23 protein-coding genes and 3 tRNA genes are annotated in these 20,379 nt (G+C 52.8%); 7 read left to right on the forward strand and 19 right to left on the reverse strand.

Annotation, left to right across the window (positions count from 1 at the left end; translation table 11 throughout):
• Positions 1-274 precede the first annotated feature (274 nt).
• Complete coding sequence (locus tag DESPIG_RS11425) at positions 275-820, forward strand: hypothetical protein (protein ID WP_040370036.1); 546 nt, start codon at positions 275-277, stop codon at positions 818-820.
• Here the strand turns inward: DESPIG_RS11425 and DESPIG_RS13350 are convergent.
• The gene (locus tag DESPIG_RS13350) at positions 792-1,061 is read right to left on the reverse strand and encodes a helix-turn-helix domain-containing protein (RefSeq protein ID WP_006008880.1); all 270 of its coding nucleotides are present in this window, start codon (positions 1,059-1,061) and stop codon (positions 792-794) included. The genes DESPIG_RS11425 and DESPIG_RS13350 overlap by 29 nt on opposite strands.
• A 105-nt stretch (positions 1,062-1,166) precedes the next feature.
• Here DESPIG_RS13350 and DESPIG_RS13875 point away from each other — a divergent pair, with 105 nt between their 5' ends.
• From DESPIG_RS13875 to DESPIG_RS13885, 3 genes are all read left to right on the forward strand, one after another.
• A complete protein-coding gene (locus DESPIG_RS13875) occupies positions 1,167-2,582 on the forward strand; it encodes a hypothetical protein (protein WP_006008881.1) in 1,416 nt (471 codons plus the stop codon).
• A gap of 110 nt (positions 2,583-2,692) precedes the next feature.
• Complete coding sequence (locus tag DESPIG_RS13880; protein ID WP_147588980.1) at positions 2,693-3,655, forward strand: hypothetical protein; 963 nt, start codon at positions 2,693-2,695, stop codon at positions 3,653-3,655.
• Between the two features lie 116 nt (positions 3,656-3,771).
• Positions 3,772-4,737, forward strand: coding sequence for a hypothetical protein (locus DESPIG_RS13885; RefSeq protein WP_147588981.1), 966 nt, complete (start codon positions 3,772-3,774; stop codon positions 4,735-4,737).
• Positions 4,738-4,899: 162 nt separating this feature from the next.
• Here DESPIG_RS13885 and DESPIG_RS14560 read toward each other — a convergent pair whose 3' ends face one another.
• The 10 genes from DESPIG_RS14560 to DESPIG_RS11475 all read right to left on the reverse strand — a co-directional run bounded on the left by DESPIG_RS14560 (position 4,900) and on the right by DESPIG_RS11475 (position 11,484).
• On the reverse strand, positions 4,900-5,256 hold the full coding sequence (locus tag DESPIG_RS14560) for an IS1/IS1595 family N-terminal zinc-binding domain-containing protein (RefSeq protein ID WP_422698319.1): 357 nt from the start codon (positions 5,254-5,256) through the stop codon (positions 4,900-4,902).
• An 87-nt stretch (positions 5,257-5,343) separates the two neighbouring features.
• Complete coding sequence (locus DESPIG_RS13355) at positions 5,344-6,054, reverse strand: ERF family protein (RefSeq protein WP_006008885.1); 711 nt, start codon at positions 6,052-6,054, stop codon at positions 5,344-5,346.
• 11 nt (positions 6,055-6,065) lie between these two features.
• On the reverse strand, positions 6,066-6,845 hold the full coding sequence (locus DESPIG_RS11455; RefSeq protein WP_006008886.1) for a RecB family exonuclease: 780 nt from the start codon (positions 6,843-6,845) through the stop codon (positions 6,066-6,068).
• A 73-nt stretch (positions 6,846-6,918) separates the two neighbouring features.
• Entirely contained in the window at positions 6,919-7,803 is an 885-nt protein-coding gene (locus DESPIG_RS11460) for a DUF3150 domain-containing protein (protein WP_006008887.1), read from the reverse strand.
• Positions 7,804-7,817: 14 nt separating this feature from the next.
• On the reverse strand, positions 7,818-8,015 hold the full coding sequence (locus DESPIG_RS11465) for a DUF2997 domain-containing protein (RefSeq protein ID WP_006008888.1): 198 nt from the start codon (positions 8,013-8,015) through the stop codon (positions 7,818-7,820).
• 9 nt (positions 8,016-8,024) lie between these two features.
• On the reverse strand, positions 8,025-8,447 hold the full coding sequence (locus DESPIG_RS11470) for a hypothetical protein (RefSeq protein ID WP_006008889.1): 423 nt from the start codon (positions 8,445-8,447) through the stop codon (positions 8,025-8,027).
• Positions 8,448-8,455: 8 nt separating this feature from the next.
• Positions 8,456-9,907, reverse strand: a complete 1,452-nt coding sequence (locus DESPIG_RS13360) for an AAA family ATPase (RefSeq protein WP_147588982.1) — start codon at positions 9,905-9,907, stop codon at positions 8,456-8,458.
• A 102-nt stretch (positions 9,908-10,009) separates the two neighbouring features.
• Positions 10,010-10,222 (reverse strand): hypothetical protein, encoded by a 213-nt coding sequence (locus DESPIG_RS13890; RefSeq protein ID WP_147588983.1) that lies wholly within the window; start codon positions 10,220-10,222, stop codon positions 10,010-10,012.
• Positions 10,223-10,233: 11 nt separating this feature from the next.
• Entirely contained in the window at positions 10,234-10,584 is a 351-nt protein-coding gene (locus DESPIG_RS13895; RefSeq protein WP_147588984.1) for an AbrB/MazE/SpoVT family DNA-binding domain-containing protein, read from the reverse strand.
• A gap of 814 nt (positions 10,585-11,398) precedes the next feature.
• A tRNA-Leu gene (locus DESPIG_RS11475) sits at positions 11,399-11,484 on the reverse strand.
• A gap of 511 nt (positions 11,485-11,995) precedes the next feature.
• Here DESPIG_RS11475 and DESPIG_RS11480 point away from each other — a divergent pair.
• On the forward strand, positions 11,996-12,472 hold the full coding sequence (locus DESPIG_RS11480; protein WP_006008892.1) for a phosphatidylglycerophosphatase A family protein: 477 nt from the start codon (positions 11,996-11,998) through the stop codon (positions 12,470-12,472).
• Positions 12,473-12,822: 350 nt separating this feature from the next.
• Here DESPIG_RS11480 and DESPIG_RS13900 read toward each other — a convergent pair whose 3' ends face one another.
• The 4 genes from DESPIG_RS13900 to moaC form a co-directional block, all read right to left on the reverse strand.
• Positions 12,823-13,479, reverse strand: a complete 657-nt coding sequence (locus DESPIG_RS13900) for a hypothetical protein (protein WP_006008894.1) — start codon at positions 13,477-13,479, stop codon at positions 12,823-12,825.
• 98 nt (positions 13,480-13,577) lie between these two features.
• Positions 13,578-13,796, reverse strand: a complete 219-nt coding sequence (infA, locus tag DESPIG_RS11485) for a translation initiation factor IF-1 (RefSeq protein ID WP_006008898.1) — start codon at positions 13,794-13,796, stop codon at positions 13,578-13,580.
• Between the two features lie 59 nt (positions 13,797-13,855).
• Positions 13,856-14,686 carry a prolipoprotein diacylglyceryl transferase gene (lgt, locus tag DESPIG_RS11490; RefSeq protein ID WP_006008900.1) on the reverse strand — a complete coding sequence of 277 codons (831 nt, stop codon included), beginning with the start codon at positions 14,684-14,686 and terminating at the stop codon, positions 13,856-13,858.
• A gap of 5 nt (positions 14,687-14,691) precedes the next feature.
• Positions 14,692-15,180, reverse strand: a complete 489-nt coding sequence (gene moaC, locus DESPIG_RS11495) for a cyclic pyranopterin monophosphate synthase MoaC (protein ID WP_006008901.1) — start codon at positions 15,178-15,180, stop codon at positions 14,692-14,694.
• A 169-nt stretch (positions 15,181-15,349) separates the two neighbouring features.
• On the opposite strand from moaC, the gene DESPIG_RS11500 reads away from it, so the two are divergent.
• Positions 15,350-15,436: transfer RNA gene (locus tag DESPIG_RS11500), tRNA-Leu, on the forward strand.
• 270 nt (positions 15,437-15,706) lie between these two features.
• Here DESPIG_RS11500 and DESPIG_RS11505 read toward each other — a convergent pair.
• The 3 genes from DESPIG_RS11505 to cbiB all read right to left on the reverse strand — a co-directional run bounded on the left by DESPIG_RS11505 (position 15,707) and on the right by cbiB (position 18,132).
• Entirely contained in the window at positions 15,707-16,291 is a 585-nt protein-coding gene (locus DESPIG_RS11505; protein ID WP_006008903.1) for a bifunctional adenosylcobinamide kinase/adenosylcobinamide-phosphate guanylyltransferase, read from the reverse strand.
• A 36-nt stretch (positions 16,292-16,327) separates the two neighbouring features.
• The gene (gene cobS, locus DESPIG_RS11510) at positions 16,328-17,068 is read right to left on the reverse strand and encodes an adenosylcobinamide-GDP ribazoletransferase (protein ID WP_006008904.1); all 741 of its coding nucleotides are present in this window, start codon (positions 17,066-17,068) and stop codon (positions 16,328-16,330) included.
• Positions 17,069-17,136: 68 nt separating this feature from the next.
• Positions 17,137-18,132 (reverse strand): adenosylcobinamide-phosphate synthase CbiB, encoded by a 996-nt coding sequence (gene cbiB / locus DESPIG_RS11515; RefSeq protein ID WP_006008905.1) that lies wholly within the window; start codon positions 18,130-18,132, stop codon positions 17,137-17,139.
• Between the two features lie 569 nt (positions 18,133-18,701).
• Between cbiB and DESPIG_RS11520 the strand changes: the two genes are divergently transcribed.
• A tRNA-Leu gene (locus DESPIG_RS11520) sits at positions 18,702-18,788 on the forward strand.
• 346 nt (positions 18,789-19,134) lie between these two features.
• Here DESPIG_RS11520 and DESPIG_RS11525 read toward each other — a convergent pair.
• On the reverse strand, positions 19,135-20,379 hold the full coding sequence (locus DESPIG_RS11525; protein WP_006008911.1) for a metal-dependent hydrolase: 1,245 nt from the start codon (positions 20,377-20,379) through the stop codon (positions 19,135-19,137).

Raw genomic sequence — 20,379 nt, forward strand, 5'->3', positions numbered from 1 at the left:
TCAGCAAGGAAGATGGCTCAATGGTCATCAGCATGCTGTTTGAAGGCTTAGAATCAAAGTATGAGGGCTTTTAGAATCATACTTTTATAGTATGATTTTGGTGCATCTTGCACTATGTCCGACAGGCGTCCCTATATATTTATTAAAAAAATTTTTATACAGTAAATTTACATGGGTACAAAAAAATTAAGATTTTCATATAGAAATAGGTTAGCTCTTGACTCAAAACAGCAAACCCGGAATAAGCTGGAGGATCATCCCCAGGAGGAATACGATGATCCCGATTTTCGCATCGCTGCCAGAGTCCTCTCAAACGAAAGCGGTCATGGAATATCTTTACGAGCTTGGCAATAGACGGGAGTGGAATGAGCTGGAGAAGGTGCTGCACGAGATTCTGTCTTGCAACGGCTTTCATAAGCTGAAAGCCCAGGCTTTGGAGTATGCTGTTTTTATGGGCCTTCAGAGGAAGGAGCAACGGCAAGCCCTTGGATACTACCATGATCTTTGCCGTCTTGAAGATGATTGTGGGCCTTTTCGCACTCAGCGGGCACAGGCCGTCGCATATCTGGTGCGGCTGTTTGAAAATTCTCCACAAAGTGTGCTTGTGCCGTGGTGTGAGCTCGTATGTGAAGACCTTCCTCCATTCGCACAGTATCTTTGTGGGCGTAGTGGCCTTTTTTTATTGAAAAATCTTTGCAAAAACAGAGAGTTGACGAGCGCTTGTGTCGTGTTCAGGCTTTTTAAGCGTTTACCCGTCCGTATATGCGACACATATCTGCGCGAGGCCAAGGTCATTCTTCAGAGGCAGAGGGAGCGTTAACAAGGCGTTGGCATTCCCTGTCAATCAGCGTGACCATGTAGCCGGGCGAAATACCAAAAGCTTGCGCGAGCAAAAAAATTGCGTTCAGTGTTGGTCGATACTTTTTTTGTTCGATCTGCAACAAATAAACGCGGTCGATTGTCGTGAGGAGCGCCAGCTTGCGCTTGCTCAGGCCTGCATCTTCCCGTAGGCGAGTCAGCACGTTGGCTACGGCCTCGGTGAGTTTGGGGTAATCTTCCATCCAGCCTTACTATCAGGATGGATTGCATTATGTGCAGTGCTGGTATACTAAACAATTATATGCAAAATTTTTGGGCTGTTTTCTGGCGTGCCCGGGAGGACAAGTATGGAAAAGCGTATTAAGATGTATAATCCAAAAACAGGTAAATCAAAAAATGGATTTATTGGCTTTAGTTGGCCGATTTTGTTTTTGGCATGGATTCCTATGTTTGCGCGCGGTGATATCAGGAGTGGTCTTGAGTTAATTGCTGTTCAGTTAGGTTGTTTGGCTATTCAGTCTTGTGGATTTCAATCATTTTATTTGATATTTATAGTTATTCAGGTTATGGTAAGTATTTCTTATAATATTTATTATACAAAAGGATTGATACGCAAAGGATTTCTTTTTAATGATACAGATGTATTGAATGGAATTGGAGCTAAGACTGTTGGTATTTCTGTTAAAAATTGTGTTTTTTACCAAAATGGTACGAGTAATATAGATGATAATTCAGATGATATTGATGGTAGACAATGTTCGGATATGAATAAACTCGAAGATGAAAATGTCGATAAGATGAAAAAATATAGCACGCGTAATCTGGATGATAATTCAGATGATATTGGGAGTAGGCATTGCTCGGATATAAATAATTTTGAAGATGAAAATGTTGATAAGCCGATATCATCTTTGGCTGTAAGGAAAATCAGCAAACTCTCATCTTCAGAGATACAAAAATATGGAGCCATATTTTTTTTGACGATATCAGCTGTACTTGGATATGTAGAATATTCTTATACTGATACTATATTTTACGTTGTTGAAATCGAAAAAAAACTTTCCCTTGAGCCTACTCTTATAACTACTCTTTTTTCTTTTATTTATATAATGACAATGACTATTCGTGTAAAATCTGAAATTATATTTTGCAAAGAGAATAGAACCGTAGGTTATTATATTTCGGAATGGATACTATTGGTGTTATCTGTTTTAGTTACGGCTATGTTTTTCTCTATATTTACTAATTCATGTAAATCAGATGTATTATCTTTTGCTGATATTCATGGTATTACTGGAAAGCATTTGCTGTTAGCAGCAGTTATGTTTTCATTTGTAGGTGCGAGAAGCTTGGCTGGTTTCATATGGATTGCCGTAATCTTTGTGGGGATTTCTAATGCGATTGATGCTGATAAAGCTATGGGGATATTTGGTGTAATTTTTGCCATCTGTTCTATTCTTGGATTGTCTTTGCAGTTCATTAGATTGTATGCCGATCAATTTGGAGCGATGATAAAATCTGATTTTATGGGGGCAAGAACTATTATCTCTGGAGATGTTGCAGAAGCTAAAAATGTTGCTGGAGCCATTGCAAAGCAGGCTGTAAATATTGGTAAGACATATGTAAATCCTGAAATTGCAATTGCACATAACGCAATTGGTTGTAAACAAAGAAAGAAAAATTCTCCTGAGGAAAAAGTTGTTGATTTGTCAGATTATAAAAATAGAAATAATAGGAAACGATTAATTCATAAGAGAAAATAAAGGATATGAGGTAGTCGTAACTTATTTATAGCATTGATGTCTTTATAGCTATCTAAAAAAGCATCGAACGTGTTTATTTGACGCACTCGAAAAGTTTTTCAGGAGGTTTTATGTTTCATATACTCGATTTTATTGATTCTAAGGATATTCGAGAACATAATGCAAATACGCAGTTTACACCAATGGAACAAGCAGTGCTCATTTATCATAGCTGCCGCACAACCGTTGATGATAAAATGACAGCTTGGCGTGAATTACTGGAGCGTTACGGAGAGAATGATTTTAAGATACTCAATTATGGAGAGAGACAGTTCGTAAGACGAAGCAACCGTCAGTTGGTGGAAGATACCGTTCGGCAGTATGAAGCTGCCCTTTCCAGTAGATATACTGCTTCCAATGTAATCTTTGCAGCCAGTTTTGAGGAAATAGGACATCCACGATCTGACGAACTTTCCTATTTTACTGATTATGACTCTGCTTTTGCTTTCATCGAAGCTGAAAAACAGAGGTATTTGGATAATGATTATCTAAAGGATGTCCCGACAAAGGCGCGCATTTCCATTGTTCCACTGAATGAAAAAAATCGTCGAGACAGTACTTGGTTTGACTTCGATACGGATTTGCGAATGACCGGATTATATCCATGCCATTCCAGCGACGAAGACGGAATGGATAACGAAGATCTGGATATGGCATATATCTATGTACCTGTTCCGTTTAAGAAGGGCGATATTTTAAAAACTATTAACCCAAACTACAAAACCGACTATGGTGTTTTGCCGAGGGATAGCATTTGCCCTTGGTGGTGTGAAACAATGGGTGATTCTTCTGATATGATAGTTATGCTAGATTGTTATGACTACGAAGAAAATTTATTCGACTATTATGATGATTGCGAAATTCTGGAGTTGGAGAAATGCTCTTGGTCTGAATTGCCAAAGGAAGAAAAAATACTAATTTTATTAAGTTGCGTTTATCAGGATAAAATGGAAGCTGGGCAGATGCTCTATTACTATTCCAAGTTTGGAAGAAAAGCATATGATGAAATCGCCGCATACTTGAAAGAAGAATAGATGTGTTAACTAAATAAAGATGTTATATATTTCAAGCTTCCATTGACATCGAATATTGCAAAATATAACATCATTATTTAGTTAGCACGCTCGAAAAAAATTTTTCAGGAGATTTTATGTTTCATATACTCGATTTTATCGATTCTAGGGATATTCGAGAGTATAATGCAAATACGCAGTTTACACCAATGGAACAAGCAGTGCTCATTTATCATAGCTGCCACAGAACCGTTGATGATAAAATGACAGCTTGGCGTGAATTACTGGAGCGTTACGGCGAGGATGATTTTAAAATACTCAATTATGGAGAGAGACAGTTCGTAAGACGAAGCAACCGTCAGTTGGTGGAAGATACCGTTCGGCGCTATGAAGCTGCCCTTTCCAGTAGATATACTGCTTCCAATGTAATCTTTGCAGCCAGTTTTGAGGAAGTAGGATATCCAGAACCGGACGAACTTTTCTATTTTACTGATTATGACTCTGCTTTTGCTTTCATCGAAGCTGAAAAACAGAGCTATTTTGATGATGAGGATATAAAGGATGTCAAGACCAAGGCGCGCATTTCCATTGTTCCACTGAATGGAAACAATGGTCGAGAGAGTCATACTTGGTTTGATTTCGATACGGATTTGCGAATGACCGAATTATTTTCATGCTATTCCGGCGACGAAGACGGAATGGATAACGAAAATCTGGATATGGCATATATCTATGTACCTGTTCCGTTTAAGAAGGGCGATATTTTAAAAACTATTAATCCAAACTTCGAAACCGGCTATGGTGTTTTGCGGAGGGATAACATTTACCCTTCGTGGCGTGAAACAATGGGTGATTCTTCTGATATGATAGTTATGCTAGATCATTATGACTACGAAGAAAATTTATTCGACTATGGTGATGGTTGCAAAATTCTGAATTTGGAGAAATGCTCTTGGTCTGAATTGCCAAATGATCAAAAAACACTAATTTTATTAAGTCTCGTTTATCAGGATAAAATGGAAGCTGGGCAGATGCTTTATTACTATTCCAAGTTTGGAAGAAAAGCATATGATGAAATCTCCGCATACCTGAAAGAAGAATGAGTGTGTTAACTAAATAAAGATGTTATATCTTTCAGATTCAATTGACATGGAATCTGGTAAAAAAGTGCCATTGTAAGGTCTATCATTTCAAGAGTTTTAGATACGACTGTTGATTTCCTCCTGAAACTCGCAAACCAATGCCTCTATCTTCCGTTGTTCTGCTCAAGGTACACAGTTTGTGATCTGCTCTGAATGTGTTTTTGCAAATAATTTTATCAACTTCAAAACAGCAGTCGGAGAAACCCCAATGAGCCTTACGATAGCCAGTATTGAAAGACCCTTGTACAAGGTTACACTGCCATAGCCTTTTCTTGTACAGGCCGGCCACGAGGAGTCAGTCTCGTAAATTGCAAGGAGCAAATTGCATTTATATCTTTGTTTTCCTAGAGCTTTTCCATTCTTGACGACTTGCGGTGATTGACATTTAGAGCATGGCGTTTTTCGTTCATGTAATCTTATCGCACATAAATGTCGTGAAATTATTAGGTTATTAACATACTCGAAATATTTACTAAAGATATAATCGTAATTTTCGTTAAAAAAGTCCCGGCGATTAGCTGGGACTTTGTTTTTACTGTAACTGTAACCTCATGCAAACAATGATTTTTATGCTAATTTATAACTGTGCAGAGTCCGCATAAAGTTACGCAAGGTAAGCGGTTCTTTTTTGCAGCGTTCCAGGTGGTCTTTTTGCTCGCTGTAGACTTCGGAGGGAAGCCTGTCGGGAGCGCAACCATACTGGTCTTGCAAGTATGCACGGTAACAATGTGTCAATTCCGCCAGTCCCAGATCAGCAAGGAGTGCGCTGAGGGAAGGGCGGTTTTGAACGTTTGCCTGTACCGGAGCTGCGGCCTGTTTTCTGGATGCCCCAACGGGGTGTGATGTCCGTCTTTTGGGCGATGGCTCCATAATATTACAGGCAGCATTGCCATCATCATCTTCTTCGGGAAGGATACCCAGCATCGCGGAAAGTGCGTACCTTCTTCCGTAGGTGATGGCACTTCCCATTGCTTGGGGATCATGTTTGGCTAGCGGGATAACCGCTAATGAAGCCTGATATTGTCCACTTTTTGCGTGGACGAGCTTGGTGACAAGACCGAGATACTCTCCTTCCACGGGAACAGGATACTGGGTAAGCAGTACGTCGTGTTCGATAAGAGCATTTCGGCAAGCGTCCATGATACTTCCCAACGATGCGTAGGAGTTATGAACGAAGGGGTTAACGGCATCCTTGAGCGCGGGTTTCAAATCTTTTTGTACCGCAATCAGGGCTTTTGAAAGCTCCGTGATTTCGGCGGAACAGAATGCATAATCCATGCTGATCCTTCCTAAGCGGTATGTTGTGGGGAAAAGCATAGTTTCTGATACATACACCATCCGCAATGGAGCCCCCTGTTTTTCCAGAACAATCCGTGTCGTATCGCTTTGACGATACTGGATATTTCCTGATATGCGGCCATAAAGTCCGGCATGGAGCGTTCTGAATGCAGCCAGACAACCTTGAGCTCCTTTGTACGAACAAGGTACAGGAAGCTGACCGGTATGGAGATCTGGAAGCCGAAGGTGCACGCCATCAGATAGGCGTAGACCGTCAGTTCAAGGGCACGATTGGCTTGTTCTTCATGGGGAGACTTGGCCGAAGTCTTGATATCGATGATTCGCGTGATGTCTTGGGCGGGAGCATCAATGATGTCCGCGTAACCACGCAAGATGACGCTGTGATCGACTTCCCCGGTTGCGGGATGTACCAGTGGATGCTCAAAGTACGTTTCCATCTGGTATGTGTTCAAGCCGCCGATCATTTCAAGAAATCTCGTTGCTTCACTCAGGATTTTTCGTTCCGCAGCTTCCAGTTTTTCAGCACTGGAATATTCCGTAGCTTCAAGCTGGACGGATGACCAAAATTCCTTGGAGGCTTCTTCCGCCATGTTGGGAATGGCTTTGCCATATACCAGGCAATTTTCCACAATATGGTGGAGTGCCGAACCTTCTATGAGCGCAACAGGCGTTTTTTCTACGAGAATTTTCTCGATATAGGTGAGCCTGAATTTTTCCGGGCACTGGCAGTAGGTATTGAGGCGTGATTTTGAAAGCAGCAGAGGTTCCATACTCCCTCCTGCGTAGTGGCGGGAGGGATGTCCCGCCACCACGGTAAAATGGTAACGGGCTTTAAGCCTTCAACTAGGCTGCGAAGCGCAACCTGCGTCGAGGCAGGTCTTCAAGAGATGCGTCAATGCCGGTCAGCAATTTTTCCATCTGTTGATGGAGCTCTTGCCTGACCTGGGTGTTACCCCTGATGGCGTTTGCGTTGGTGTTGGTAATAATTCCTCGGCATTGCTCAACAAGTTCAGACAGTTGTGCATCATCGAAGATGTTTCTGCTGCTGAAGTTGTCGAGGAACTGTTTGAGGTTTTCAACAGCCGCGTCGCGTAACCTTCTCGGCTTGCCATCATCATGATTTTGCAGCTTATCAGCGATGTTGGTAACAAGGTCGACAAATTCTTCACGCAAAGCCGTGATCGCCTCACTGCGCGCTTGCTCCATGAGTTCTTGAAACTTCTTTACTTCTTCCTTGTAGATGGAGGGAGGCAAAACTCGTGAAACGGATGGGCCTATCGTGATATATCGCCACTGGAAGCGGAATTTATTTTTGATCATTTCCTGTGTCGGGTAGTCACATTCGTCGAAGAGTTCTCCAAGGGAGTCTTTGGCATCTTTGACCGTCTGGGGATACCAGTAGAGGAAGTCCTCGACAGCACTATTATAATGCCACTTGATCTCCTTCAGGTGTTCCTGAATCTCAGGGATCAGCTTTTTCGGCACCAGAACACAGCCTTTGATGGGGAAGGGCAAGGAGATCTTTCGAAGATAATTTCTTGCTTTTCCGATGTGTTGCTTGATGAGAGCCGTAGAGTCTGGGGCGAGGAGCAGTTTTCGTCCTCGCAGGAAATCAACATTCCCGACATCGGCCAACATGGATTGCGGCAATTTTTTATCCAACTGCCAACATGTGGCCGTCAGCTGAAGTAAGGCTGCTTCCCGAAACATGTTTTCAGCAGTGACCATTGGAAGGAGCTCCCTTATGCCTTGTTGCAGGTGATGACTTTCTTCATCTCGGTATAGGGGATAAAGGCCGTCGGTTTCATTTTGATAAAAGTTTCTTCGCCGAGAAGGTCTTTCATGAACTTTGTGGCCTCGACGCAGGACTTTCCCGGAAAACCGTATGTGGACATTTCGACACGACCATCAGCGGTCACGGTTATCTGAACAATTTTCATAAGTTACTCCTACAAGGTGATCGTCAGTTCGATACCGCTGTTAACTTGTTTTTCGTTATAGCTATAACGCTTTTTGCGCACAGCTTCCTTGATGACTTCGACACCGTAGGCCTGTTTCAGAAGGCCGCCATTTTCCCCTATAGCCCTTTTGAGTTTGCTGTCCCAAAAGTCGCAGAGCAGCATGTAGCTGCCGTTCCTTTTGATAATGCCTATTTCATAACGTGCATTGGGGATCTGGATGGCGTGGTCACAATGACCAAGTTCTTCTTCCGTGATACCAGGGGGCAGAGGGTATTTCTCAGGTTCAACGAGTTTGCCGTACCAGATGTATGTTTTTTGGTTTTCCATGAAGCGGAATCCCATACGGCTACAGGCACGCTTGATAGCACTAAGATCGTAGATCTTGAGCTGGATGTGCGAAACGTGTGACATTTCATCTCCTAATGTGTAGAGGTTGATGGTACAAATGGCGGTGTAGTCATGATTGTTGTGCGACGTATTTTCCGCTTTTCACTATGTTGTTCGTCAGGAGTATTTGCAATTCTGGCTCTAGAACGAGCCCATTGGCGTAGATGTTCGATATCTTCTTTCATAGTTCTTGAGAGAGGAATGAAAGATTTTAGAGCTACTTCGAGTCCGTCAAACAACGAATCTCTGATTATCTGCTCAATTTCTGATCCAGTGTAACCATTCAGGTTATCTGCCCATTCGACAGGCATTGATGTGCCATATTTGCGATTCATTATTTGTATAATTTCCATTCGTTCACTTCGAGATGGAAGGTCAACAAACCAGATAGCATCAAATCTGCCAGCCCGAAGAAATTCAGGCGGTAATTCTGTGATGTTGTTCGCAGTGGCTACAATAAAGGCAGATTTTTGCTCATTGGCCCATGTTAAGAAATGCGAGAACATTCCCATCGTGGTACCTGAGTCATTGAGTCCTCCACTTTTGGTTCCAGAAAACATTTTTTCCAGTTCATCAAGAAAGAGAACGCAATTTCCGAAAGCATCAATAATTTTGGTAGCTTCACGCATCCGTCGTTCTGATTCACCGACAAGGGCATTTTTCAATGCACCGATGTCGAGACGGATGAGCGGGAACTGGAGCATGGAGGCTATGGAACAAGCAGTTTTGCTCTTTCCCGTACCCGGCACACCAACCAGCAAGATACCTTTAGGTTTCGGTAAGCTGGAATGAAGCTGATAGGCTTTGGATCGATTGATGACATACTCTTTGAGCGGGGATAGGCCACCGACATCAGCGATATCCGCAGCGGGATAAATCTCTAACAGGCCAGACTTTTTTATCATCTGGGCCTTTGCTTCGGTGATGCTCTTTGAGCTGAAGTAGCCTTTTTTGATCAGGCTGAGAGAGTAGGCTGTTTCAGCCTGAAATTCGGTCAACCCTGTAGCGAGCCGTGCGGCTTTTCGGTTTGGCCGAATGTTATGAGGTTCACCCAAATCTGTTTGCAGGCGATATAGCGCCTCTTCATCTGGCAGCTTTACTTCCACGAGGTGGAAGAATGGTTGAAGTGCTTGCGGTAAGGTGGGGGTAGGTGCGATGACAGCGAGACAATTTCCAAGGCTTTTGTATAGAGGAATGGCGTTCAGGACTGCTTGACAGACCATAGGGTCGTCCAGAAACGTGGATAAGCCATGACAGATGAGAAGCGTGTCCTTCGTAGTGGTAAGCCACGAGATCGCTTCAACAGGATTTTGAATTTCCTCATAGTGAAATAATTGCGGGGAAAATCCCCGGATACCTTGCAGACAATCCCATCTGGCAATCTGCCAGCCAGTTATTGCACGAAGCTCTTCCTCAGTTCTATGTGGTTCAAAAGTTTGGAGTAAAACCGTCGGAAAACCAGCTTTAAGAAGGTTTGTAATCATGTAAAATCCTCCTAAATTTATATTTCTATATACAAGGAGAGATTTTGCAATTTTAGAAGAGCAAAAAAAAGCCACCGATTTCTCGGTGGACTCATATTGGGATTAGCTTTGCCGTGCTGCCAGCCAATCTAAAAAGTCGTTTCGTGCATATACGACTTTACGGCCGACATAATGTTTTTTGGGGCCTTGCCCTAAAGAATCTAAGTTGGCGAGGTATCTAGGAGAGATTAGATTCCCAAAATAATGGGCAATATCTCGACGTGTCAGTATCGGAGGAACCTGCGATGCCAGCTCAGAAAAAAGATGCTCGGACATATCACTTCCTCCTAAGCATCATTTTGGCATGTGGCCTCATCTTCACTACTGGGTGCCTCTGGGGTGATGCGTACAGTACCTCCTTGAACACTGACGTGAACCGATGTCCCTTGAGAAAAAATTTCCGCGAGCCCGTGCTCTGCAAAGAAGGCGGCAGGGATGGTCAGGCCTTTTGCGGTAACGCGGCAAGGAGATTTGCGTGGAATTCTGGGGACGAATTCTTTTTCCTCCCCCAGCCGAGCATACGCTGTTGCGAATTGGGCCGGGGTAATGCCCAACTCACACATGATGTCTTCGCGGGTTTTTCCTGCGCACAGGGCTTGGTAGAGTGTTTCTCGGTCAGTGGCTGTCATACGTTTCATGAGCATAAGTCCTTGTGTTTGGTGACCTCCAAAAATTCGGGTACGTTATCGGGAAAATGCATTGGCCTAAATGTATTACCAAGGGGCTAACCGTGTAAAACGGAACCTACACAGAGATATTACATCTTACCGGTCTGGGGGGCAAGAACTTTTTTATGAAATTGGGGGCCTCTTTGGGGGGCATCTCTGTTGCACCGCGTACGGTCTGAAATGCTCCAAGGGGTGCTATCGCATCGCACTTGTCGAACAGATGGGCCACGCCATAGTGATTCCATAGCGTTGATTCCTTCATCTGAAAGAAGTAGAGTATATGTGTTACGTGGTTTTCTTCCCATGCGTTCGGTACGACGCAAAATCCCGCTTTACGGGTAAGGGAGGTTAGCTGCATGAGACGCATTCTGCTTCTGGCGCTGCTGACGCTCCTTTGTCTGATGCTCCGGGCTTCGTCCCGGCTGTAACCAAAACAAAGGCCCCCGTCCGGCGGGCACCGGGCGGGGGCTAAAAACTATGCGGTTAGCCATGTAACGCTAAGGGGACGCTATCGCGTCGTACCTGCCGGGAGAGTGTTGGCGCATTCTCCCGGCACCTTTTTTATAAGCCTTTCTTAAAAGGAGTGCAAGTCGTTCAGCGGCCTCGTAGCGTGCTGAGGTTGATGCTTGAAACGTACGTTGGAAATTTTTGAGTGTGCTGCAAAGTTGGAGGCTGAGGGGGCGCGGGGAAAAGTTCAAGGTGCAGTTGTTGTAAAATAGTTGTAAAAAATACGAAACAAAAAAAGCGGCTACAGAATCTAAATCTGTAACCGCTTGATATTGTTTGGTACCCGGAGCCGGGCTTGAACCGGCACAGCCGGTGGCCGAGGGATTTTAAGTCCCTTGTGTCTACCAATTCCACCATCCGGGCGTGGGCTCCTTTGTAGCTGGCAGCTCCTGCGGCGTCAAGGGGCGGACATTGCCAGACGGGGGCCGAGCCGCTACACTGCCCCAGGCTCCGCCGTCACAGAGAGGCCCGTAAAGGACGTACGTCCTCGCACCGCAGCGCTTTCCCGGGCCATGCCGCAGGGCTTCGCCTTGGCGTAGCGGAAGACAGGGATGGTCCATCGGGACGAGCGCGAGAGGTCCTCACGGGCTGTCAGGCAGCGGCGAAGGGAAATCCTCGAAAGGATGCCCTGGGGGCACGTCGCCCGTGCGCGGTATCCTGTTCGCTGCAGCCCGCCTTACTCATGCCGGGGCAAGGCATCCGCTCGTGAGTCCGTTGCGGCCCGGTGGCGTTCCATCATCGTCGATCGTCTCGGCCGTCCGTGTTCGGGGCGTGGTCGGGGACGCCGGATCTGTGGGGCATTCGCCCTGCAGCGGGCGGCCTTGAGGCCGGATGTCCCTGTGCCCTCCGGACCGTGGAGCCGTGGAGGAGAGATATGTCATTCTGGAATACCTGCATCCTGGCCTATTGCCGTCTGGGCATCGCCGGGCTTTCGCCCAAGGCACCGGGCACGGCCGGTTCGGCCCTGGCCGCCCTGCTGGCGCCGCTGATCTTTCTGCCCCTGCCGCTTTGGGGGCGCCTGCTCTTTCTTGCCGTGATCTTTGTGACCGGCGGTCTGGCCGCTACCCGGGCCGAGATCCTGCTGGGGCGCACCGACCCGGGGGAAGTGGTCATCGACGAACTGGCGGGCGTCTGGATCGCCCTGCTGCCCCTGGGCGCGGGCCAGTGGTCGTGGCCCGGGCTGGTCTGGGCCTTTGCCCTGTTCCGCCTGTTCGACATCTGGAAGCCCTGGCCCGTGCACGCCTCGGAAAGCTGGCTGCCCGCCGGCTGGGGCATCATGCTGGACGATATCCTGGCCGGTCTCATGGCCATGTGCTGCATGCTGGTGCTGCGGGCCCTGGGCTGGGTCTAGAGCAAGAGGGGAAAAACGTCAGCGTGCGCTGCCGCCGATATCCGTAGCTGCCTTGGCGTACGGGCATGGCCCGGAGGAACGGCCTTTGGTGGCCGGCGAGCGCGAAAAAAAGTCCCTTCCCCGTACGCCTGCCCAGCACTCCTCGGGTTTTATGCGGGAGGGTGAGGGGAAAGGGCGGCCCGTCTCAGGCCGGACAGGGGACGGCTTGCGCCATTGGAGAAAACAAAAAAGGACGCTAAAGCGTCCTTTTTGTTTTGTTGTGAGGGGGAAAAGAAGAATGCATAGACGATATGGAGTCTTCTTCGCAATAAAAAAGGCTCCATAGAACGGGGAAATAGAGATGTTCTATCCTATTTGATAATACAGCAAAATGAGGTCGATACTTTTGTCACATTGCTCATTTCTTTTATATTGAAATTTTTATTGACATTGAATTCAATAAAAATATTTCTATAATTATTTTGATAATATGTAGATATATCAGAGATATTTTTTTCCCAGTTCGATATATTTTTATCAAGTTGTTTTTTTGCCTTTTCTAGCCCATTTGTACTATATGAATACGCGGAAGCAATGAAGATGCATGCTTGTAGTGCACCCGCTGTCGATGTTTTTCTGAGCTTTCTGCAAAGGTGTATCAGTCTTTCGATATCATTGCCATAATTGTCAGCCCAGGCAGTAGAGCACTTTGCTTCAATAGCAAATTTAAGCTGTTTTTCTCTGTTCAGAATGGCCATGTCGATGCGTCTCGAACCTCTCAGATGGTCGGGAAGGCGGCCTATAATCGGTTGGCTCAAATCGTCTTTCAGAGTCGAAAGACAATATTCAAGACAGAGATAGGGGGGAGGAGAGGATGTCTTCATGACAGCCTGTGCCATAGAGGCTACCATATAGCTTTCTCCGGCGCATTCGTTCAGGAAAGTGCCGCCGGACCATTCCAGATAATCCTTTGTGGCTTTGTAGGCGCCTTTATGCAGGGCCTTCACCAGGTCAGCTTCAGATATCATGTCTTTCTCCCAGATGCTTCGCCATCCACAGGACGCAACAAAAGCGCACCTCTGTCAGTACAGTCAGGGGTGCGCTGAAAAGGCGGGGCGGGTGCGGGCTACTTCATGCGGTAGGTGATGCGGCCGCGGGTCAGGTCGTAGGGAGAGAGCTCCACCTTCACGCGGTCGCCGGGCAGGATGCGGATGTAGAACTTGCGCATCTTGCCGGAAATGTGCGCCAGCACTTCGTGGCCGTTTTCCAGCTCCACACGGAACATGGCATTGGGCAGGGCTTCCTGCACCACGCCGTCAACTTCAATGGAACCTTCTTTAGCCATATTTCCTCCAAAAAAATTCAGATAAGCGGCGAATATCTACACAGAAGAGCCAAGGTCTGTCAACGCTTTCGTGCGCTCTTGCCCTTGCGGGGAGCCGCTGCGGGCTCCACGGCGGCCTGTGCCCGCGGCGTGCGGCACAGCAGCCACAGGCCCGCGGCCATGAGCGGCAGGCAGAGCAGCTGGCCCATGGTCAGCCAGCCGAAGGCCAGGTAGCCCAGCTGGGCATCGGGCACGCGCACGAATTCCACGCCAAAGCGGAACACGGCGTAGAGCAGCGCGAAGAGGCCGGAGACGGCGCCCGCCTTGCGCGGCCGAGCGGAGAAGATCCAGAGCACCACGAACAGCACCAGCCCTTCCAGCAGGCCTTCATAGAGTTGCGAGGGGTGGCGCGGCCAGGGCCCGCCGGTGGGGAAGACCATGGCCCAGGGCACGTCGCTGACCTTGCCCCAGAGCTCGCCGTTGATGAAGTTGCCCATGCGGCCCCAGAACAGGCCCTGGGGCACCAGCGGCGCGATGAAGTCCGAGACTTCGAGGAAGGACTTCTTGCGGGTGCGCGCGAAATACCAGAAGGCGCAGAGCACGCCCAGCAGGCCGCCGTGGAAGGACATGCCGCCGTTCCAGATGCGCAGTATCTCGCCGGGGTCGTCGATGTAGGCGGGCAGGTCGTAGAAGAGCACATAGCCCAGGCGCGCGCCCAGGATGACGCCCAGCATGACGAAGGTCAGCAGGTCGTCCACATCCACGGTCTTCCAGCCGGAACCGGGACGGGAGGCCCGCCAGCGGGCCAGGCCCCAGCCCACGAAAAAGGCCAGCAAATACATGAGGCCGTACCAGCGCAGCTGCAGGGAGCCGATGCTGAAGGCCACGGGATCGATGGCAGGGGACTGCATCCGTCTTAGTCCATGGGCTTGGCGTGGAAGGCGCCGCTGCGGCCGCCGTCCTTGAACAGCAGACGGACGCGGCTGATGACGATGTCGCGCTGCACGGCCTTGCACATGTCATAGATGACGGCAGCGGCGGTCTGGGCGGCGATGATGGCTTCCATCTCCACGCCCGTGGGACCGGTGGTGCGGGTCTCGGCCTCGATGCGCACGCTGGGTGGGGTGTCGCGCACGTCAAAGCGCACGTCCACCAGGTTCAGGTTCAGGGGATGGCAAAGCGGGATCAGTTCCGAGGTGCGCTTGGCGGCCATGATGCCGCCCACCTTGGCACAGGTCAGCACGTCGCCCTTGGGCAGGGCGCATTCCTTGAGCAGCTTCAGGGTGTTGGGCGAAAGCTCCACGATGGCTTCGGCAATGGCCACACGCTGGGTGTCGGGCTTGGCGCCCACGTCCACCATGGTGATGTTGCCGTCCTTGTCCAGATGGGAAAAATTGTCCTGCATGAGGCGTATCCTTCATTAAGAGTGTGCCTTGCTGTGTAGCGCATGGACAGGCGCAAGGCAAGGCGGCCGGGGCCTGCCGGGCAGGCCGGGGGCGGAAAATGCCGGGCCGGAAATTTTTTTGCAAAAAACACTTGCCAGGCAGGGGCAAATCCGCTACATACATTTCCGCGCCGAAGTGGTGGAATTGGTAGACACGCTAGGTTCAGGGTCTAGTTCTGGCAACGGAGTGGGAGTTCGACTCTCCCCTTCGGCACCAATGGAAAGCAAGGCTGGTAGAAATACCAGCCTTTTCCTGTTTCTGGGGCCGGGCAGTTTTTGTGCCGGTCATGGATGATCGCCGGTGGCAGGCAACGGTCTTGCCCCGGCTTTTTTTGTATCCGCATCCCCGGGACAGAAGGCGGCAGCCCCGCGTTCGTTGCTGTCATGCCGACAAGAAGACGTGCTCTTTCCGTAGGGAAAGGGCACGTCTTGTATTTTGCCATGCGGAACGGGTGTGCGCTGTGTACGGCAACACGCAGGCGGAAGCTCAAAAGGTCATCTTTTCCAGCCGCAGGCAGCGTCCGGCTACCACAAGGAACGCATCCCGTGCCTGTGCGGCCAGCATCTGGTTGGCCAGGCCCAGACCGTCGTCGAAGATACGGGCCAGGCGTTCCGCCTGTATGCCGCCAAGGCCGGTCTCGCCGGAGACCAGCACCCAGCGGCAGGGGAAGGCGCGCATGGTGTGCAGCAATCCCTCCACTTCTTCCCTGAGACTGGCCTCGAAGGCTGCCGCATCCTGCGGATCGTCCAAAGCGAACAGGATGTTGCTCATCCATAGGGTCACGCAGTCCAGCAGGACGGTGGGCATGGGGCCGTCCGGGGCCTGTGCGGCCAGCAGGGGGGCCAGCTCCCGGCCCGGATGCCGGGGGCATTCCAGCGTGTGCCAGTGGGCGGGGCGGCGGCTGCGGTGACGCCGGATGCGTTCGGCCATGGCGGGGTCGTCCCCCAGGGGGCGGGCCGTGGCCAGATACCAGACGGGCCCCTGGGCCCTTGCCGTGACCAGGGCCTCGGCCAGGGCGCTCTTGCCGCTGCGGGTCCCGCCCAGGAACAGGGTCAGGTCAAGATCTTCCATAGGGTCTTCCTTTTCAGATGGCAGGTGCCGTGTGGGTTACGGCAGGCAGCAGACAGCCAGCACGGCGCATTCCGCGGTCTCGATGAGGGCCCCGAAAACGTCGCCCGTGACGCCGCCGATGCGCTTGCGGGCCGCGGAAAGCAGCCAGCAGGCCACCAGCACGGCCGCCAGCAGGGCGTAGAGGCCATGCCGCCCCATCACGAGGCAGGCCGCAAGGCAGAGCCCGAGGGCCGTGTAGGCGTAGCGGGGCTTCATGCCGTCGTGCATCATGGACCCCAGACCGCCGGGCCGGGCTGAGGGCAGACGCATGCCCACGAAGACCTGACAGCGTCCCAGCAGACCGGCAAGGCAGCAGGCCCCCAGCGCGTGCAGGGGCGCCATCCCGGCCAGTGCCGCCAGTGCCGCGACCTTGGTGGAGAGGACGAAGAACAGGGCCAGAGCGCCGAAGCTGCCCAGGCGGGAATCCTTCATGATGGTCAGACGGCGTTCGGGCGAGGTCTCCACCAGCAGACCGTCGCCGCAGTCGGCGACCCCGTCCAGATGCAGGCCGCCGGTGATGACGGTCCAGACAAGGGCGGCCCCGATACCGCAGAGCGGGGCGGGCAGGCCCAGCAGGACAGCCAGCAGCAGGGCCAGGGCGGCCAGCGCGCCCACCAGCAGGCCCACGGCGGGCAGCCAGGCCACCACACCGGAAAGGGTGGGAGGCAGGGGCGCGGAGCCCACGGGGATGCGGGTGAAGAAGGCCAGACCGGCACGGAACGACGTGATGATGGACATGAGATATCGCTTTGCTGGAGGTTGAAAGGGAAAGCCGCCGTCTCGGTCCCCTGATATGCGGGCTCTCCTCAAATGCAGGCCATCAGCGCCGACAGCAGGGAAGCCAGTGCTGCGAAGACCAGTACGGAAGCCCACATGAGGCGCACGGACTGCAGGATATGCCGGGCCGTGGCCAGCGGGCTGCCGTCGCCCAGCCAGGGATGGTCGCGGTACAGGGGGCCGTACCAGGCCGGGCCGCCCAGTCGCAGGCCCAGGGCCCCGGCAAAGGCGGCTTCGCTCCAGGCGGAATTGGGGCTTTCGTGGGCATGGCGGTCGCGCCAGCCCACCCGGCGGCAGGCCCGGGCATCGAGGCCGGGCAGCAGGGCCGCGGCCAGCACGATGCAGGGCAGGGCCAGCCGTGCCGGGCACCAGTTGAGCACGTCGTCCAGCCGGGCGGCGGCTGTGCCGAAACAGCGGTAGGTCTCGTTGCGTTTGCCCCATAGGGCATCCAGCACGTTGGCGGCACGATGGCATGCGGCCAGAGCGGCGGCCCCGGGCAGTCCGGCCAGCAGCAGGCCCGCCGTCGCCCAGAACAGGGTGGCCAGGATGCCGTCGGTCAGGTTCTCGCCCACGCTCTCCACGCAGGCCCGGGCCACGCCATGGGCATCCAGCTGTTGCGGGTCGCGCCCCACCAGCATGGAAACGGCCCGGCGGGCCGCCTCCAGATCGCCCCGCTCCAGCGGCTGGGCCACGCGGCGGGCGTGTTCGTCCAGGCAGCGGGGCGCCAGACAGAGGGAGACCACGACCACGCAGACGCACCAGGCGGCCCCATCCCCCAACAGTTCCCCGGCAAGCCGGACAGGCAACGCCGCCAGCAGGCCCACCGACAGGACCACAGACAGGCAGGCCGCCAGACCGGCCAGCGTCATGCGAGGCCCGTTGGGGCCGTGCCGGAAGATACGCTCCGCTGTGGCGGCCAGGGCGCCCATGCCGCAGACGGGATGGATGCGGGCCGGGGGCTCGCCGAACAGACGGTCCAGCAGCAGGGCGGCGGGCAGGAGGAGCAGGACGGACAGCACGCTCATCGCCACACCTCTGTGGTCGCCGCCGGGCGGGGCCTGAGTGCCGCTGCCGGACAGGCGGCGGTACGGGAAGGAAGGCAGGCCGGTATCTGCCGTGCCGGGGACAGGACATGGAGACGAAGAACGTCTTCCCCGCGCCGAAGGACAGGGGCAGGGCAAAACGCGGGCCGGGAAGGCTGTGGGGCAGTGCTGGGCATGCGGGTTCCTTGCAGTTTGCCGGACGTGGCCGGGCCGCCAGTCTGCGAAAAATCGGCTGCCTGTGCAAGAGGAGGGAAGACTGCCCCGGCACTGGTCGGGGGGCCATCACGCGTTTTCACCGCATCTCCAGAGGAGGTGACGACGGCCGGAGGCTCCATCCCTGCTTCCGGGGATGTTTGGTAAACGGCAGCATCTTCCCTGCTGCCGATTCGTGGGGGCGCCCGCAGGCGGCGGCATCTGTCCGGCCGTTTTCCGCAGGGAATCCCGTCGGAGCTGTTTGTATCTTCTTGATTTTACGCCTAAAAAATAAAAAATGGGAAAAATCTAAAAAAAAGCTTGCCAGCGGGGGACGAATCCTGTAGACAGATTTTCGCGCCGAAGTGGTGGAATTGGTAGACACGCTAGGTTCAGGGTCTAGTTCTGGCAACGGAGTGGGAGTTCGACTCTCCCCTTCGGCACCAATGGAAAGCAAGGCTGGTAGAAATACCAGCCTTTTCCTGTTTCTGAAGCCGGGCGTTTTTCGTGCCGGTCATGGATGATCGCCGGTGGCAGGCAGCAGCCTTGCCCCGGCTTTTTTGTATCCAGGCCTTCCCGGCGGGATGTCCGCGTTCGCGGCATGGGCATGGACGGCACAAAAAGGAACGCGCCTCTTTCCGGAAGGAAGAGGCGCGTTTTGTTCATCTCGAAGGCAGGGGCGGCACGCTGCTGCCGGGAAGGATCGCGGGCCTTGCCCGTTCGCCGCAGGGCTGCGCACAACCAGCCGGGGCAGCTCAGCTCTTTTAAAAGGCTTCGTGTCCTTGCACTCTGCTAGCGCAATCCCGCAAGCCAGGGCAGGAAGGCGGGCTGGGACGGACGGCGCGGGGCCTGCCAGCCGGAATCGCGGCGGCTGTCGGAAAAGTACAGGCGCTCCTGCAGCAGGCGCGGGCCCATGTTGCCGGGCTCCAGCTGCACCATGAGCTGGAAGGGGATGCCGGCATTGGGCCGCATGGCCATGGTCTTCTGCACCATCCCCAGTTGCGAGCCGAAGCGCTCGTCATGCAGCAGCCACTGGCTGGCACCGGGCATGTCCGTGGTGCGCTGGCCTTCGGGCAGCGGCGAGATGACGGGCAGCAGCAGGAACTGGTCGAAGGCTCGGCAGGCCGAGGACTGGCGGGCCAGGGCCGTCATCAGGCCGGAGGGCGCGGCCACGCGGGTCTCCTCCTGACCGTGGGGACGGCCCAGAGCATCCAGCCCCTGGATACGGACTACCAGATCTTCCTGTCTGTCCGCGGGGGGCAGCAGGGGATCGAGCTCCGCCTGCCATGCCGGGGCATCGGCGGGGCGGGCAGGCAGCTTTTCCAGATAGAGCGCCCGCCAGAACAGGGGGGCGAAGGCATCGGGCAGCACCACCAGCTGACGGATGTCGCGTCCTTGGGCGGCCAGAGAGGCCTGCATCTGCTGCGTGTGCCAGATCTGGCACCCCAGGGCCAGGGCCGGGTAGAGGAGGATGCTCCAGAACAGGGCCAGCCGGACGCCGGGCTTGCCGTCCGAGACAGTGAGCGAGGCCGTATCCTGGAAGGGGAAGGGGATGGCCCCCTGTGCCTGGGCACGCTTCTTTTCCTGCCGCAGGCCGTGCCAGATGCCCCAGAGCAGGGGCAGGGTCATGAGCAGGTCGATGATGTAGACGGCGTTGAGGCGCAGACGCTCCCCGGAGAAGGGCAGCCAGACCAGCGTGCCGTAGGTGGTCAGGGCATCGAGCCAGATATGCAGCAGGACCAGGAGCATCATGAAGGCCCAGACCCCGCCGAACGACCAGGCGTTGCGGGTGTCGTAGCGCCAGAGGGGGCGGGCCAGTATGGCCAGCAGCAGGCCCATGAACGGTGCCGCCGCCAGGGCGTGGGTGATGCCGCGGTGCAGCAGCAGGGTCTGCAGGGGGCCGCTGGCGGCCAGGATGTCCAGATCGGGCGCGGCGGCAGCGAAGGCTGCCAGGGGCAGGGCCCAGCGGGTGGCAGGGCGCTGCGGCATGGCCAGCATGGCAAGGGCGCCGCTGGCGGCATGGGTGACAGGATCCAT

Origin of the sequence: Desulfovibrio piger ATCC 29098, assembly GCF_000156375.1 — a bacterium.
Taxonomy (GTDB): Bacteria; Desulfobacterota; Desulfovibrionia; order Desulfovibrionales; family Desulfovibrionaceae; genus Desulfovibrio; species Desulfovibrio piger.

Coding starts and splice junctions, on each gene's coding strand:
- lgt (WP_006008900.1), bottom strand. CDS start 14,686: ATGCAGTCCCCTGCCATCGATCCCGTGGCCTTCAGCATCGGCTCCCTG.
- DESPIG_RS13350 (WP_006008880.1), bottom strand. CDS start 1,061: ATGGAAGATTACCCCAAACTCACCGAGGCCGTAGCCAACGTGCTGACT.
- DESPIG_RS11480 (WP_006008892.1), top strand. CDS start 11,996: ATGTCATTCTGGAATACCTGCATCCTGGCCTATTGCCGTCTGGGCATC.
- DESPIG_RS11470 (WP_006008889.1), bottom strand. CDS start 8,447: ATGTCACACGTTTCGCACATCCAGCTCAAGATCTACGATCTTAGTGCT.
- DESPIG_RS11525 (WP_006008911.1), bottom strand. CDS start 20,379: ATGGATCCTGTCACCCATGCCGCCAGCGGCGCCCTTGCCATGCTGGCC.
- cobS (WP_006008904.1), bottom strand. CDS start 17,068: ATGTCCATCATCACGTCGTTCCGTGCCGGTCTGGCCTTCTTCACCCGC.
- DESPIG_RS13355 (WP_006008885.1), bottom strand. CDS start 6,054: ATGGATTATGCATTCTGTTCCGCCGAAATCACGGAGCTTTCAAAAGCC.
- DESPIG_RS11455 (WP_006008886.1), bottom strand. CDS start 6,845: ATGGAACCTCTGCTGCTTTCAAAATCACGCCTCAATACCTACTGCCAG.
- DESPIG_RS13875 (WP_006008881.1), top strand. CDS start 1,167: ATGGAAAAGCGTATTAAGATGTATAATCCAAAAACAGGTAAATCAAAA.
- cbiB (WP_006008905.1), bottom strand. CDS start 18,132: ATGAGCGTGCTGTCCGTCCTGCTCCTCCTGCCCGCCGCCCTGCTGCTG.
- DESPIG_RS13900 (WP_006008894.1), bottom strand. CDS start 13,479: ATGATATCTGAAGCTGACCTGGTGAAGGCCCTGCATAAAGGCGCCTAC.
- infA (WP_006008898.1), bottom strand. CDS start 13,796: ATGGCTAAAGAAGGTTCCATTGAAGTTGACGGCGTGGTGCAGGAAGCC.
- DESPIG_RS13880 (WP_147588980.1), top strand. CDS start 2,693: ATGTTTCATATACTCGATTTTATTGATTCTAAGGATATTCGAGAACAT.
- DESPIG_RS13360 (WP_147588982.1), bottom strand. CDS start 9,907: ATGATTACAAACCTTCTTAAAGCTGGTTTTCCGACGGTTTTACTCCAA.
- DESPIG_RS13885 (WP_147588981.1), top strand. CDS start 3,772: ATGTTTCATATACTCGATTTTATCGATTCTAGGGATATTCGAGAGTAT.
- moaC (WP_006008901.1), bottom strand. CDS start 15,180: ATGCAGGACAATTTTTCCCATCTGGACAAGGACGGCAACATCACCATG.
- DESPIG_RS11465 (WP_006008888.1), bottom strand. CDS start 8,015: ATGAAAATTGTTCAGATAACCGTGACCGCTGATGGTCGTGTCGAAATG.
- DESPIG_RS13895 (WP_147588984.1), bottom strand. CDS start 10,584: ATGAAACGTATGACAGCCACTGACCGAGAAACACTCTACCAAGCCCTG.
- DESPIG_RS11425 (WP_040370036.1), top strand. CDS start 275: ATGATCCCGATTTTCGCATCGCTGCCAGAGTCCTCTCAAACGAAAGCG.
- DESPIG_RS11505 (WP_006008903.1), bottom strand. CDS start 16,291: ATGGAAGATCTTGACCTGACCCTGTTCCTGGGCGGGACCCGCAGCGGC.
- DESPIG_RS11460 (WP_006008887.1), bottom strand. CDS start 7,803: ATGGTCACTGCTGAAAACATGTTTCGGGAAGCAGCCTTACTTCAGCTG.
- DESPIG_RS13890 (WP_147588983.1), bottom strand. CDS start 10,222: ATGTCCGAGCATCTTTTTTCTGAGCTGGCATCGCAGGTTCCTCCGATA.